Origin of the sequence: Acidovorax sp. M14 (genome assembly GCF_049331375.1) — a bacterium.
Taxonomy (GTDB): Bacteria; Pseudomonadota; Gammaproteobacteria; order Burkholderiales; family Burkholderiaceae_C; genus Acidovorax.
Genome location: NZ_CP186263.1, coordinates 1,075,539 through 1,088,433 on the forward strand (window position 1 = coordinate 1,075,539; position 12,895 = coordinate 1,088,433).

Here is a 12,895-nt window from a genome sequence, read left to right on the forward strand (position 1 = left end):
AGTGTTTTTTTGGTCGGGGTGAGAGGATTCGAACCTCCGGCCTCTACGTCCCGAACGTAGCGCTCTACCAGGCTAAGCTACACCCCGCATATTGCAGTCGCGTTTGCAAATGGATTGAATACTTATTTCAATTCCGCCGCTCAAGCAATTGCGAGGCCAATTCTAACAAACCCTCCGAGTGGGCATTGGCTGGTAATCGTCGGGCGGCGGCCATGGCGCGGCGTGCTTCGGCGAACGCTGCGGCGCGCGTAACGTCCAAGGCGCCGGTCTGGCGGACAATGCTCACGATCTCTGCCAGTTGTTCGGTCGAGCCTTGTTCGATGGCGTTGCGAACCACTTCCGCTTGACTAGGGGTCCCCCGCTCCATGGCGGCGATCAGCGGGAGTGTGGATTTGCCTTCGCGCAAGTCATCCCCGAGATTTTTGCCCATTTCTGCGGCGTCGCCGTCGTAATCCAGCACGTCGTCAATGATCTGGAACGCGGTGCCCAGTGCCTGTCCGTAAGTTGCACATGCTTCTTCCACGTCGGGTGGGCTGTTGGCAAGGATGGCGCCCAGACGGGCGCTGGCTTCGAACAGCTTGGCCGTTTTGGATCGGATGACGCGCAGGTAGCCTGCTTCGTCCAGCGATGCATCGTGCATGTTCATGAGCTGGAGCACTTCGCCTTCGGCAATCACGTTCGTGGCTTCGGAGAGGATTTCCATGATGCGCATGCTTCCGGCCTCGACCATCATCTGGAATGACCGGGTGTGCAGAAAGTCCCCCACCAGTACGCTGGCAGGGTTGCCGAAGGTTTCGTTCGCTGTGGGGCGGCCGCGGCGCAAGGTGGATGCATCCACCACATCGTCATGCAGCAAGGTTGCTGTGTGAATCAACTCGACCACCGCAGCCAGGCTGTGCCGATGTGTGCCGCGGTAGCCCAGGGCTCCGCATACCATCAGTAACAGGGCAGGGCGCAGGCGTTTGCCACCGGCGGCGATGATGTACTGTGAAATCTGGGCCACCAGGGGGACGCTGGATGTCAGGCGCTGACCGATGACCTTGTCAACCTCGTGCATGTCTTGTGCAACGAGCGCGAGGGGGGAAGCAGCGGGGGCGGTATGGTCAGTCAAGATGGTGGTCACAGAAAGTGCCGGAATTATAGGAAGGCGCGCCGTGCGGGCTGGACGCCCGTCGGTATTTGGCGCCCGCCTTGCCGACTGGTGCGGCGAGGGCTGGTCAAACGTCGGGAGAAGCGCTATAATCGCGGGCTCTGCGGAAATTCGTCTGCAGAACTCAAATCAAGAGGTCAACATGTACGCGGTCATAAAAACCGGCGGCAAGCAGTATCGCGTTGCTTCCGGCGAAAAAATTAAAGTAGAACAGATTGCTGCGGACGTAGGCCAGGAAATTGTGATCGACCAAGTTCTGGCAGTCGGCAACGGCGCTGAGCTGAAGGTTGGTACACCCCTGGTGTCCGGCGCAACCGTGAAAGCCACAGTCGTGGCCCACGGCAAGCACGACAAAGTGCACATCTTCAAGATGCGCCGTCGCAAGCACTATCAAAAACGCCAAGGCCATCGCCAGCAGTTCACTGAGCTGCAAATCGGTGCGATTGCTGCTTAATCGAAGGAGCTAGTCATGGCACAGAAAAAAGGCGGCGGCTCTACGCGAAACGGGCGCGACTCCAAGCCAAAGATGCTGGGTGTCAAGGCGTTCGGTGGTGAATTGATCAGCGCAGGTTCGATCATCGTGCGCCAGCGTGGCACGCGCTTCCACCCCGGCACCAATGTCGGCGTGGGCAAGGATCACACGCTGTTTGCCTTGGTGGACGGCCACGTGTCATTTGGTACCAAGGGTGCATTGTCCAAGTCCACGGTCAATGTGACACCCGCCTGAGGATTTTTCCTCTGGCACTCATCGAAGCCCCGCTTTGTCGGGGCTTTGTTGTTTGGTCTGTACGCGTTACTGATGTGTTGTTGGTGTGTGGTGGCTGGAGTACGTGTCGCCATTCCGCCACAATGGATTGCCAGCGGATGCTGCGGACCCTTTTGTAAACTGGATACCCCATGAAGTTCGTCGATGAAGCCTTTATTGACATTGCCGCTGGTGATGGTGGCAATGGCTGCGTGTCGTTCCGGCACGAAAAATACAAGGAGTTCGGCGGCCCCAATGGTGGCGATGGGGGGCGCGGTGGGCATGTGTTCGCCGTGGCTGACCCCAATCTGAATACCTTGGTGGACTATCGCTACTCGCGCCGCCATGAGGCCAAACGCGGTGAGCATGGCATGGGCTCCGACATGTTCGGTGCTGCAGGTACCGACATCACACTCAAGATGCCGGTTGGCACCATCATCAGCGATGCCGAGACGGGTGAGGTGCTATATGAGCTGCTGACACCGGGCGAGGTCATCACCATTGCCAAGGGCGGCGATGGCGGCTTTGGCAACTTGCGTTTCAAGAGCGCTATCAACCGCGCTCCGCGCCAAAAAACGCCCGGCTGGCCCGGAGAGAAAAAGAATCTGAAGCTGGAATTGAAGGTGCTGGCCGATGTGGGCCTGCTGGGCATGCCCAACGCGGGCAAGTCCACCTTCATCACTGCGGTGTCTAACGCGCGGCCGAAGATTGCGGACTACCCGTTCACCACATTGCATCCCAATCTGGGCGTTGTGCGGGTGGGGCCTGAGCAGAGTTTTGTGGTGGCCGACATTCCCGGTCTGATCGAGGGTGCGTCCGAAGGCGCCGGTTTGGGTCACCAGTTCCTGCGCCATCTGCAGCGCACGCGCTTGTTGCTGCATATCGTTGACGTGGCGCCGTTCGATGAGGCGGTGGACCCAGTAGCCCAGGCCAAAGCTATCGTGAACGAGCTCAAGAAATACGACCAGCAGCTCTACAACAAGCCGCGCTGGCTGGTTTTGAACAAGCTGGACATGGTGCCCGCCGAGGAGCGCGAGGCGCGTGTGAAGGACTTTGTGAAACGCTTCAAATGGAAGGGGCCGGTGTTCGAGATCTCCGCATTGACCCGTGAAGGCTGCGAGCCGCTGATCCACGCCATCTTCCGCCACGTGCAGTCCGAGCAGCGCACGGAGAACGAGCCGGTGGAGGTGGATCCTCGCTTTGCGGGTGACGCGCCGGCTTGACGCCTTGAGGTCCGGAGCAAAGATTTGCTATATTTTTAATAGCTACTCAGGTATGAAGCAGTAGCGCTATCGGCATCAAAGACATTAAAATGGTTTCCAGCGTATTGAGAGATGCCCGCCGCATCGTGGTGAAGGTGGGCTCCAGCCTTGTGACCAATGAAGGGCGTGGACTGGATGAAACTGCCATCGGCGAGTGGAGTCGCCAACTGGCCGCTCTGGTACGCGGCGACGGGGGCGCACCGCGCGAGGTGGTGATGGTGTCCAGTGGCGCCATTGCCGAAGGCATGAAGCGTCTGGGCTGGACCACGCGACCCCAGGAAGTCCACGAGTTGCAGGCTGCTGCAGCGGTGGGGCAGATGGGGCTGGCGCAGATGTACGAAACCAAGCTGCGCGAGCAGGGCATGGGCAGCGCGCAGGTGCTGCTCACCCATGCCGACCTGGCCGACCGCGAGCGTTATCTCAATGCACGTTCCACCTTGCTCACGCTGCTGCGTTTAGGTGTGGTGCCGGTGATCAACGAAAACGACACGGTGGTCAATGACGAGATCAAGTTTGGCGACAACGACACGCTGGGTGCGCTGGTGGCCAACCTCGTGGAAGCCGACGCCCTGATCATCCTCACGGACCAGAAGGGGCTGTACACCGCTGACCCGCGCCGTGATCCATCCGCACAATTTGTGCACGAGGCCAAGGCAGGTGATCTGGCGCTGGAAGCGATGGCGGGCGGCGCGGGCTCCAGCATCGGCAAGGGTGGCATGATCACCAAGATCCTGGCGGCCAAGCGTGCGGCGGGCTCTGGCGCATCGACCGTGATCGCCTGGGGGCGCGAGCCCGATGTGCTGGTTCGTCTCGTGAATGGCGAGGCACTGGGCACCCTCCTGGTCGCCCAGACACAGAAAAAGCAGGCCCGCAAGCAGTGGATGGCCGACCACCTGCAGCTGCGCGGCTCCGTGGTGGTGGATGCGGGCGCGGCGGCCAAGGTGCGCGATGAGGGCAAAAGCCTGCTGCCCATCGGCATGACGGCGGTGGAGGGCGACTTCTCGCGTGGCGATGTCATTGCCGTGCGCGACGGGTCGGGAGCCGAGATTGCACGTGGCTTGGCCAACTATGCGGCTGCCGAAGCACGCCTGCTGTGCCGCAAGCCTTCAACGGAGTTTGAGAAACTGCTGGGCTACATGGCGGAGCCGGAGATGGTTCACCGCGACAATCTCGTCCTGGCGCAGGGCGCCTAGAGATTCACAGCGTGCATCGATCAGCTTGTGCATCGGTTCTGGGCTGAGGGACGATCCATCTACCAAAACAAAACGCCTGCATTTGCAGGCGTTTTGCATGGAGTGGTCCTGGGTCAGCGCGGTGTGTCTGATACCGATGGGATACCGTCAAGCTCCCCCGGCATGCTGTTTTGCGGATCGGGGTCGAAGCTGGCCCCTGGCGGGAGTTCCATGCCCGGATTGACGAGCATGGAGCCCGTGCGAAACATGTTCGCCGCGCCGGTGTGTTCGCCCTCTCTGGTGCGCAAGCCACTGCGCAAATAGCGGTTGCGCTGCTCGTGGCGCGGGAGATAGCGGGCCAGCTCGGTGAGCGCCATCTCGTAAACGCCACGTTTGAACTCGACCACCACATCGAGTGGAACCCAGTAGTCGTTCCACCGCCAAGCGTCAAACTCCGGGTGGTTGGTGGCGCGCAGGTTCAGGTCCCAGTCGTGCCCCATCAATTGCAGCAGGTACCAGATCTGCTTCTGGCCCTTGTAGTGGCCGCGTGCATCGCGGCGGATGTACCGGTCAGGCACCTCATAACGCAACCAGTCCCGGGTGCGGGCCACCACGCGAACGTGGTTGGGCAATAATCCCACCTCCTCATGCAGCTCGCGGAACATGGCCTGCTCGGGGGTTTCGCCCCGGTCAATGCCACCCTGCGGGAACTGCCAGCTGTGGGTGCGTATGCGCTTGCCCCAAAACACCTGGTTTTTCTGGTTGAGCAGGATGATGCCGACGTTCGGCCGAAAGCCGTCCCGGTCAAGCATAATCAAACCCCAAATTTTTAAACTGTGTCCATTATGCACGGCGCCTAGCGCGCAGCAAGTGGACGGCCCCGTTCTGCCTGCAATCGATTCCCGATGAAAGCCTCCCAATTCTTCATTTCCACCCTCAAGGAAGCTCCGGCGGATGCCGAAGTGGTCAGCCACAAACTCATGACGCGGGCCGGGCTGATCAAGAAGCTGGGCGCTGGCATCTATAACTACATGCCCTTGGGCCTGCGCGTGATCCGCAAGGTGGAAGCCATCGTGCGCGAAGAAATGAACCGCGCTGGCGCCGTGGAGCTGACCATGCCGGTAGTGCAGCCCGCCGAGCTCTGGCAGGAAACGGGCCGCTTTGAGAAAATGGGCCCTGAGCTGCTGCGCATCCAGGACCGCCATGGGCGCGACTTTGTGGTGCAGCCGACCAGCGAAGAAGTGATCACTGACATCGCACGCCAGGAGCTCAAGAGCTACAAGCAGTTGCCGAAGAACTTCTACCAGATCCAGACCAAGTTCCGCGACGAGCGCCGTCCCCGCTTTGGCCTCATGCGCGGCCGAGAGTTCATCATGAAGGACGCCTACAGCTTTGACCGAGACCAGGCTGCCGCCAAGGCCAGCTACCAGGTGATGGCGCAGGCCTACCGGCGGATCTTTGACCGCTTCGGCCTGACCTACCGCGCCGTGGCCGCCGACAGTGGCGCCATCGGGGGCGACCTGTCGGAAGAGTTTCAGGTAATTGCTGCAACCGGTGAAGACGCTATCGTCTACTGTCCGCAGAGCGACTACGCCGCCAATATGGAAAAGGCCGAAGCCCTGGCCCCCGCCGGACCACGCGGCGCTGCCACGCAGGCGCTGACCAAGACGGCGACCCCGGGCAAGAGCACCTGCGCCGATGTGGCGGAACTGCTGGGTGTTCCACTCAACACCACCGTGAAGTCGCTGGTGCTGGCCACGGACGAAACCAACGAAGCCGGCGAGATTGTCAAGACCCAGGTCTGGCTGCTGCTGCTGCGCGGCGATCATGACATGAACGAGATCAAGGTGGGCAAGGTGCCCGGACTGGCGGGCTTCCGCTTTGCGACGCTGGGCGAAATCGAGGACCACTTTGGCTGCAAGCCGGGGTACCTGGGCCCCATTGGCCTCAAGAAACCTTTGAAGATCGTGGTGGACCGCGAAGTTGCTGTGATGGCGGACTGGATTTGCGGCGCCAACGAAGTGGACTTTCACATCACCGGCGTCAACTGGGGTCGTGACCTGCCCGAGCCCGACATGGTGGCTGACCTGCGCAACGTAGTAGCGGGCGACCGCTCCCCGGACGGCAAGGGCGAGCTGGCGATCGAGCGCGGCATCGAAGTGGGCCATGTGTTCTACCTGGGCACCAAATACAGCAAGGGCATGAACGCAACCTTCCTGGGCGACGATGGTAAGCCGGCGTTCTTCGAGATGGGTTGCTACGGCATTGGCGTGACGCGCCTGCCCGCTGCCGCTATTGAGCAAAACCACGATGAGCGCGGCATCATTTGGCCGGACGCCATTGCACCGTTCACGGTGGTGGTTTGCCCCGTGGGCATGGACCGCAGCGAGGCCGTCAAGGCCACGGCCGAGCAGCTGTATGCCGACCTGCTGGCCGCAGGCGTGGACGTGATCCTGGACGACCGTGGCGAGCGTCCCGGCGCCATGTTTGCCGACTGGGAACTGATCGGCGTGCCCCACCGCGTGACCATCGGCGACAAGAGCCTGAAGGAAGGTGTGGTCGAGTACCAGCACCGCCGTGACACCGCAGCCACCAAGGTGGCCGTGGCCGACATCCTGGCCCACGTGAAGGGCCGCATGGCCGTATGAGCAAGAGCGGCGCCCCCTTGAACGCTCCGTGGGTTGCTGCCGCTGGCGGCCCCGGGGGGCTGTCGCGCCGCGGCTGCCTGGTGTCGCTGGCGTCACTGGCAGCGCCCGCTGCCTGGCTGGGTGCTCCGCAGGTGGCGCACGCCGGCGGGCAGCTGGAGGAGCCCCTGATGGATTCGGTGCGTACCGCACTGAGTTCGGCCATTGCCAACCAGGCACCGCCTGAGCCGGAGTTTTTCACCACCGAAGCGCGCCTGCACTACCTGCGGTGGCTGGGCACGCAGAGCGATCGGTTGCGCCCGCGCAAGCCGGACCTGGAGGTGCGTCGCGACTTCCTGCAGACGGTCTGGTACGAATCCAAGCGCGCGGGGCTGGATGTGTCCCTGGTTCTGGGGCTGATCCAGGTGGAAAGCGGATTCCGCAAGTTTGCGGTGTCCAGCGTCGGAGCGCGGGGCTACATGCAGGTCATGCCGTTCTGGACGCGCGTGATTGGCGACGGCGACCCGGGCAAGCTGTTTCACATGCAGACCAATCTGCGTTTTGGCTGCGTCATCCTGCGTCACTACATTGACCGAGAGCAGGGCGACCTGTTCATGGCCCTGGGCCGCTACAACGGGAGCCGAGGCCGGTCGCCCTACCCGGATGCCGTGTTTGCGGCCCAGCGCAAGTGGCTGTTTGCCGACCGGCCGCAGTCGCCCGCCGCTTAAATTAGTGGACTGGGCATGACACCGGCCGGGCCCCGGTCACTGCGCGGTGGTTGCTGCGGGGGCTGACGGGTTCGCCGCAGTGCCGACAGAGGCCGCGCCCAGCCGGGACACCATGACCTGGTCGATGCGGTAGCTGTCCACGTCCAGCACCTCAAACTTGTAGCCGCCCCAGCTCACGCTGTCGGTGCGGCGCGGCACGCGGCGCAGCATCACCATCAGAAAGCCCGCCAGGGTTTCGTATTCGCCGGTGTGCGGCAACTCGTCCAGCGACAGTGCGTGCAGCACATCCTCGATGGGCGTCACACCGTCGATGAGCCAGGAGTTTTCGTCCCGCCGCACGATCTGCTCCTCATCCACCGGGCCCACCAGGTCACCCATCACGGTGCTCATCACGTCGTTCAGCGTGACCACGCCCACCACCAGGCTGTATTCGTTCACGATGACCGCAAAGTCCTCGTGCACTTGGCGGAACTGCTCCAGCACTTCCGACAAGGTGAGCCGGTCGGGCACGATCAGCACCTTGCGCACCAAGCTGTCGTCGGCCAGTGAAATCGGCTGGTTGTTCAGCACGCGCTGAAACAGGTCCTTGGCATCCACATAGCCGACCACATGGTCGATGTCGCCCTCGCAGACCGGGTAGGTCGAAAACGGCTCGGCCGCAATGCGCAGGCGGATCACCGAGTCGGGCTCGTCGCGCAGGAAGAACGCCACCCGGTCGCGCGGCGACATGGCGCTGGACACAGTGCGCGTGTCCAGCTCAAACACGTTGGTGATGACCTGTTGCTCGCGCGCTGCCAGCACCCCGGCGCGGGCACCGGCCTCCATCATGGCAAGGATGTCGTCGGATGTGATGCGGTCGTCCCGCAGTGACGACAAGCCCAACAGGCGGAACAGCGCATCCGCCCCCCGGCTGTAGAACCATACCAGCGGCCGCAGCAGCGTCATGCACCACGCCATGGGCTGTGCCAGCCGTATCACCAGCCGTTCGGGCTCGGCCATGCCCAGGCGTTTGGGGAACAGGTCGGCAAACAGGATGAACAGCGAGGTGATGATGAGGAAAGACGCCAGAAACCCCGCCCGCTCGGCCGTGGGCCCTGACATCCACAGCGCAAACAGTTCGCTGAAATGCGGGCTCAGCGCCCCTTCGCCCACGATACCGCCCAGGATGGCCACGGCGTTTTGCCCCACCTGCACCACCGTGAAATAGTCTCCTGGCTGCTCTTGCATGCGCAGTACCCGGTCCGCGCGCGCGTCGCCTTCGTCGGCCATCTGGCGCAGGCGCAGGCGGCGGGCGGCCGCGAGCGAAATCTCGGCCATGGAGAAAAAGGCGCTGGCTGCAATCAGCAGCCCGATCACGAAGAGGCTTTGGGACAGGGTCATGGGACGAGGGTGGAGCCGGTGCACGGTGTGTGTGCCACGGGCCACCAAGTGTATCTGCGCACCTTGTGCGCCGGCCTGCTGATGCTGCCTGGGTGGATAGTGCTAACCCCGCGCCAGGCCTTTGCTTGGCGTGGCGGGGGAGGCGACACCAGCAGGCGACCGCGCTACTTACTGCACAAAGCCGATGCGGCTGCGCCCCGTGGCCGCCTTGGGCAGATCGGTGATCTCCACGGTAGACCGGCGGTCCAGCCGCGCGTTGCCAAAGCCGGTCATCAGCGCCCGCCGCATCTCGCGCGGGGGCATCTGGGCCAGGTGGTCCAGCACGTCGTCCAGCGGTTCGGGGTCGATCAGGCGGCCCCAGTCATGCCCCGCGCGGATGCCCTGGTACAGGTTGCGGGCGATGGTGCGGGCCTGATCCAGCGTGGGCGCCTCCACCTCGAACACGTTCATGCGGTTCAGGATGGGGTCGGGAATGCCGCGTGTGTCGTTGGCTGTGGTGATCCAGATCACCTGGCTCGCGTCGATGGCCACCTCGGCAAACTCGTCGGTAAAGCTCTGCGCAGTGTCGTATTCGAGCAGGCTGTACAGCGCGCCCAGTGGGTCGTACTGCGCATCGCTGCTGGCCTTGTCGATCTCGTCCACCACGATGACCGGGTTGGCGTATTCGCCCTCCACAAGCGCTTCAAACACTTTGCCAGGCCGCGCGCCCTTCCATTGTGCGGACGAGCCCGACAGCAGCCAGCCAGCGGTCATGGAACTCATCGGCAGCAGGTTCATGCCCGTGCCCAGCAGCTCGGCCAGATGGCGTGCAAAGTGGGTCTTGCCGATGCCGGGCGGGCCCAGCAGCAGCATGGGCGTGACTTCCAGGCCGTCGCTGCTGTCCTGCGCCAGCGCCACGTGGCGCTTCACGTCGTCCAGCACCTCGGTGAAGTTGGGCAACTGCTCGTACAGGCTGGCCATGTCGGGCACGCCCGAGGGCTTGACCTGAAAACGCTCCGGGCCACGCTCCAGCATGCGTTCGTACACGGTGCGCAGGGTTTCGTATTCGCGCTGGTTGCCCGACTCTTGCAACCGGGCCAGCTTGCGTTCCACATCACCCGGATGGAACACGTTGCGCATCTGGGCCACCGGCAGGCGCAGGGCGGGGGACTGGGGAACAAGGCTATGGCTGGTCATTGCATGCTCCTGTGAGGATTACGTCACGCAATCATTCAAGCACACAACATGCCCGCTGCTCCATCGGAAAAGCCCCTGATTGGTGCCTCTGTTGCGGGCAAACAAAAAGGCCGCCCGAAGGCGGCCTGATGGCGGGTGGCGCAACGGCTGCGTCGATCAGCCCTCGGTGCCCAGCACCTGCTTGAGTTCGCCCGATTCGTACATCTCCATCATGATGTCCGAGCCGCCGATGAACTCGCCCTTCACGTACAGCTGCGGGATGGTGGGCCAGTTGCTGTATTCCTTGATGCCCTGGCGGATTGCGTCGTCTTCCAGCACGTTGACGGTGACCACGCTCTTGGGGTCCACGCCGCAGGCCTTCAGGATCTGGATGGCGCGGCCGGAGAAACCGCACATGGGGAAGCTGGCGCTGCCCTTCATGAACAGCAAGATGTCGCTGGATTTGACGAGGGCGTCGATGCGTTGTTGGGTGTCGCTCATGGGAAAACTCCTGGTAAAGGGGCTGGCGGGCAGGGAGAGGCTAGGAGCCCGCGATGGGTGGGATTATTTCACTGTCTGTGCCGCAGGCCACTGCCCGCCCGTGCAACGCGCAATGCCAGCGAGGTCATTGCGGCTTTGTACCTGGGCAAAGCCCTGGGCGGCCAGCAGCGCCTGCACGGCTTGTGCCTGGTCATAGCCATGCTCCAGCAGCAGCCAGCCGCCGTGCTGCAGGTGGGCGGGCGCCTGGGCAACGATGGTGCGGATGTCGTCGAGGCCGTCTGCGCCGCTGGCCAGGGCCTGCAGTGGCTCGTGCGTCAGCGCGGCCAGGTGCGGGTCGGCGCTGGGGATGTAGGGCGGGTTGGAGACGATGGCATCGAAGGGGCCCTCCACGGCCGCCAGCCAGTTGGCTGGCTGGAACTGCACGGGCAGGCCCAGTCGCTCGGCATTCGCCTGCGCCACGGCCAGCGCATCGGTACTGGCATCCACCGCCAGCACCTGGGCGTCGGTGCGCTGGCTTTGCAGCGCCAGGGCAATGGCACCGCTGCCGGTGCCCAGGTCCACCACGCGGGGCGATGCCAGCGGGGCGATCACCTCCAGCGCCCAGTCCACCAGGGTTTCGGTGTCCGGGCGCGGGTCCAGCACGCGCGCGTCCACCTGCAGCGGCAGGCCGTAGAACTCCTTGAGGCCCGTGAGGTAGGCCACCGGCTCGCCCGCCAAACGGCGCTGACACAGGGCGATGAACTGGGCGTGCACGGCTTCGTCCATGGCGTCGGTGTCGTGCGCCAGCAGCCAGGCGCGGCCTGCGTCCGGGCGACCCACGGCGTGCAGCAGCAGCAGTTGCGCGTCGATGCGCGCCAGGCCCAGGGTGTGGGCCTGCGCCAAAGCCTGGGCGAGGGTGGGAGAGGTGGTATGGTTCACTATTGTTTTGATAGCTGTTCAGGCATATGAATCTAGCGCTACCAGCCAATTTTTCTCAAATTCTGGCCTGGCTCACCCGGTGGCGCCCATCTCCAGCTCTTCCAGCTGCTCGGCCTCGCGGGCATGCTGCAGGGCCTGCAGCACATCGCCCAGGTCGCCTTCCATCACGGCCAGCAGCTTGTACAGCGTGAGGTTGATGCGGTGGTCGGTCAGGCGCCCCTGCGGGAAGTTGTAGGTGCGGATGCGGTCGCTGCGGTCGCCGCTGCCGATCAGGCCCTTGCGCAGCGCGGCTTCTTTGGCGGCGCGTTCGCTGCGCTCTTTCTCCTGGATGCGGGCCTGCAGCACCTGCAGCGCCTTGGCCTTGTTGCTGTGCTGGCTGCGGCCGTCCTGGCATTCGGCCACGATGCCGGTGGGCAAGTGCACCACGCGCACGGCAGAGTCGGTCTTGTTGATGTGCTGGCCGCCCGCGCCGCTGGCGCGGAAGGTGTCGATGCGCAGGTCCGCCGGGTTCAGCGTGATGGCCTGGTGCTCGTCGGGCTCGGGCATCACGGCCACGGTGCAGGCGCTGGTGTGGATGCGGCCTTGCGTTTCGGTGGCGGGCACACGCTGCACGCGGTGGCCGCCGGATTCGAACTTGAGTGCGCCGTACACGTGGTCGCCCTCCACGCGCAGCACGATTTCCTTGTAGCCGCCCAGCTCGCTTTCGTTGGCGCTCATCACCTCCACCTTCCAGCCCTGGGTGGCGGCATAGCGGGTGTACATGCGGGTCAGGTCGGCGGCGAACAGGGCGGATTCGTCACCGCCCGTGCCCGCGCGGATTTCGACGAAGGCATTGCGCGCGTCGTCGGGGTCCTTGGGCAGCAGCAGGCGCTGCAGTTCATCCTCCAGCTGCACCAGCTCGGCCTCGGCGCTGGTGATTTCTTCCTGTGCCATCTCGGCCATGTCGGGGTCGGCCAGCATCTCGCGCGCGCCCGCCAGGTCGGCCTCGCGCTGCTGGTAGCGGGCGTAGCGGCCTGCGACCTGCGTGACTTCGGCATGTTCGACGGAGATGCGCCGGTACTGCGCCATGTCGCTCATGATGTCTTCGCGCGAGAGCAGAAAGTCGAGTTCGCCCAGGCGTTGTGCGTAGCGCTCCAGCTGGCTTCGGAGAAAGGGTTTCATGGAATTCTGGGAAAATGATTCGCTACAGATTTAGTAGCTGGTTGCGCATATATGTCATGCGCTTGGTGCCGATTTGACTCAAATCGGAACGGCTGTGGA

At 63.5% G+C, this 12,895-nt stretch carries 13 protein-coding genes and 1 tRNA gene; 6 read left to right on the forward strand and 8 right to left on the reverse strand.

Annotation, left to right across the window (positions count from 1 at the left end):
- Positions 1 to 10 precede the first annotated feature (10 nt).
- Together ACOYR4_RS05020 and ACOYR4_RS05025 are read right to left on the reverse strand one after the other, a co-directional pair.
- A tRNA-Pro gene (locus ACOYR4_RS05020) sits at positions 11 to 87 on the reverse strand.
- A 40-nt stretch (positions 88 to 127) separates the two neighbouring features.
- Positions 128 to 1,057, reverse strand: a complete 930-nt coding sequence (locus ACOYR4_RS05025; protein ID WP_422849624.1) for a polyprenyl synthetase family protein — start codon at positions 1,055 to 1,057, stop codon at positions 128 to 130.
- A 235-nt stretch (positions 1,058 to 1,292) separates the two neighbouring features.
- Here ACOYR4_RS05025 and rplU point away from each other — a divergent pair, with 235 nt between their 5' ends.
- From rplU to proB, 4 genes are all read left to right on the forward strand, one after another.
- On the forward strand, positions 1,293 to 1,604 hold the full coding sequence (rplU, locus tag ACOYR4_RS05030) for a 50S ribosomal protein L21 (protein ID WP_005794184.1): 312 nt from the start codon (positions 1,293 to 1,295) through the stop codon (positions 1,602 to 1,604).
- Positions 1,605 to 1,619: 15 nt separating this feature from the next.
- Complete coding sequence (gene rpmA, locus ACOYR4_RS05035; protein ID WP_005794180.1) at positions 1,620 to 1,877, forward strand: 50S ribosomal protein L27; 258 nt, start codon at positions 1,620 to 1,622, stop codon at positions 1,875 to 1,877.
- Between the two features lie 170 nt (positions 1,878 to 2,047).
- Positions 2,048 to 3,118: an Obg family GTPase CgtA gene (cgtA, locus tag ACOYR4_RS05040; protein ID WP_422848836.1), complete on the forward strand. Its 1,071-nt coding sequence runs from the start codon at positions 2,048 to 2,050 to the stop codon at positions 3,116 to 3,118.
- Between the two features lie 89 nt (positions 3,119 to 3,207).
- Positions 3,208 to 4,350 carry a glutamate 5-kinase gene (proB, locus tag ACOYR4_RS05045; RefSeq protein WP_343736465.1) on the forward strand — a complete coding sequence of 381 codons (1,143 nt, stop codon included), beginning with the start codon at positions 3,208 to 3,210 and terminating at the stop codon, positions 4,348 to 4,350.
- Between the two features lie 113 nt (positions 4,351 to 4,463).
- Here the strand turns inward: proB and ACOYR4_RS05050 are convergent, their stop codons facing one another.
- Positions 4,464 to 5,141, reverse strand: coding sequence for an RNA pyrophosphohydrolase (locus tag ACOYR4_RS05050; protein ID WP_209817604.1), 678 nt, complete (start codon positions 5,139 to 5,141; stop codon positions 4,464 to 4,466).
- 93 nt (positions 5,142 to 5,234) lie between these two features.
- On the opposite strand from ACOYR4_RS05050, the gene ACOYR4_RS05055 reads away from it, so the two are divergent.
- Positions 5,235 to 6,977: a proline--tRNA ligase gene (locus ACOYR4_RS05055; protein WP_295937630.1), complete on the forward strand. Its 1,743-nt coding sequence runs from the start codon at positions 5,235 to 5,237 to the stop codon at positions 6,975 to 6,977.
- Positions 6,974 to 7,681, forward strand: a complete 708-nt coding sequence (locus ACOYR4_RS05060; RefSeq protein ID WP_015012723.1) for a lytic transglycosylase domain-containing protein — start codon at positions 6,974 to 6,976, stop codon at positions 7,679 to 7,681. Before ACOYR4_RS05055 ends, ACOYR4_RS05060 begins: the two co-directional genes overlap by 4 nt.
- Positions 7,682 to 7,717: 36 nt before the next feature.
- Here ACOYR4_RS05060 and ACOYR4_RS05065 read toward each other — a convergent pair whose 3' ends face one another.
- The 5 genes from ACOYR4_RS05065 to prfA all read right to left on the reverse strand — a co-directional run bounded on the left by ACOYR4_RS05065 (position 7,718) and on the right by prfA (position 12,796).
- On the reverse strand, positions 7,718 to 9,061 hold the full coding sequence (locus ACOYR4_RS05065) for a hemolysin family protein (protein WP_295937625.1): 1,344 nt from the start codon (positions 9,059 to 9,061) through the stop codon (positions 7,718 to 7,720).
- 168 nt (positions 9,062 to 9,229) lie between these two features.
- The gene (locus ACOYR4_RS05070; RefSeq protein WP_015012725.1) at positions 9,230 to 10,237 is read right to left on the reverse strand and encodes an AAA family ATPase; all 1,008 of its coding nucleotides are present in this window, start codon (positions 10,235 to 10,237) and stop codon (positions 9,230 to 9,232) included.
- A 156-nt stretch (positions 10,238 to 10,393) separates the two neighbouring features.
- On the reverse strand, positions 10,394 to 10,717 hold the full coding sequence (grxD, locus tag ACOYR4_RS05075) for a Grx4 family monothiol glutaredoxin (RefSeq protein ID WP_060984143.1): 324 nt from the start codon (positions 10,715 to 10,717) through the stop codon (positions 10,394 to 10,396).
- Between the two features lie 63 nt (positions 10,718 to 10,780).
- Positions 10,781 to 11,635: a peptide chain release factor N(5)-glutamine methyltransferase gene (gene prmC, locus ACOYR4_RS05080; RefSeq protein WP_422848837.1), complete on the reverse strand. Its 855-nt coding sequence runs from the start codon at positions 11,633 to 11,635 to the stop codon at positions 10,781 to 10,783.
- 72 nt (positions 11,636 to 11,707) lie between these two features.
- Positions 11,708 to 12,796 carry a peptide chain release factor 1 gene (gene prfA, locus ACOYR4_RS05085; RefSeq protein WP_422848838.1) on the reverse strand — a complete coding sequence of 363 codons (1,089 nt, stop codon included), beginning with the start codon at positions 12,794 to 12,796 and terminating at the stop codon, positions 11,708 to 11,710.
- Positions 12,797 to 12,895 lie beyond the last annotated feature (99 nt).

What these genes read in the sequence shown, in the direction of transcription:
- rpmA (WP_005794180.1), top strand. Translation starts at nt 1,620, where the DNA reads ATGGCACAGAAAAAAGGCGGCGGCTCTACGCGAAACGGGCGCGACTCC.
- ACOYR4_RS05070 (WP_015012725.1), bottom strand. Translation starts at nt 10,237, where the DNA reads ATGACCAGCCATAGCCTTGTTCCCCAGTCCCCCGCCCTGCGCCTGCCG.
- ACOYR4_RS05060 (WP_015012723.1), top strand. Translation starts at nt 6,974, where the DNA reads ATGAGCAAGAGCGGCGCCCCCTTGAACGCTCCGTGGGTTGCTGCCGCT.
- ACOYR4_RS05050 (WP_209817604.1), bottom strand. Translation starts at nt 5,141, where the DNA reads ATGCTTGACCGGGACGGCTTTCGGCCGAACGTCGGCATCATCCTGCTC.
- ACOYR4_RS05055 (WP_295937630.1), top strand. Translation starts at nt 5,235, where the DNA reads ATGAAAGCCTCCCAATTCTTCATTTCCACCCTCAAGGAAGCTCCGGCG.
- rplU (WP_005794184.1), top strand. Translation starts at nt 1,293, where the DNA reads ATGTACGCGGTCATAAAAACCGGCGGCAAGCAGTATCGCGTTGCTTCC.
- grxD (WP_060984143.1), bottom strand. Translation starts at nt 10,717, where the DNA reads ATGAGCGACACCCAACAACGCATCGACGCCCTCGTCAAATCCAGCGAC.
- ACOYR4_RS05025 (WP_422849624.1), bottom strand. Translation starts at nt 1,057, where the DNA reads ATGCACGAGGTTGACAAGGTCATCGGTCAGCGCCTGACATCCAGCGTC.
- prfA (WP_422848838.1), bottom strand. Translation starts at nt 12,796, where the DNA reads ATGAAACCCTTTCTCCGAAGCCAGCTGGAGCGCTACGCACAACGCCTG.
- proB (WP_343736465.1), top strand. Translation starts at nt 3,208, where the DNA reads ATGGTTTCCAGCGTATTGAGAGATGCCCGCCGCATCGTGGTGAAGGTG.
- ACOYR4_RS05065 (WP_295937625.1), bottom strand. Translation starts at nt 9,061, where the DNA reads ATGACCCTGTCCCAAAGCCTCTTCGTGATCGGGCTGCTGATTGCAGCC.
- cgtA (WP_422848836.1), top strand. Translation starts at nt 2,048, where the DNA reads ATGAAGTTCGTCGATGAAGCCTTTATTGACATTGCCGCTGGTGATGGT.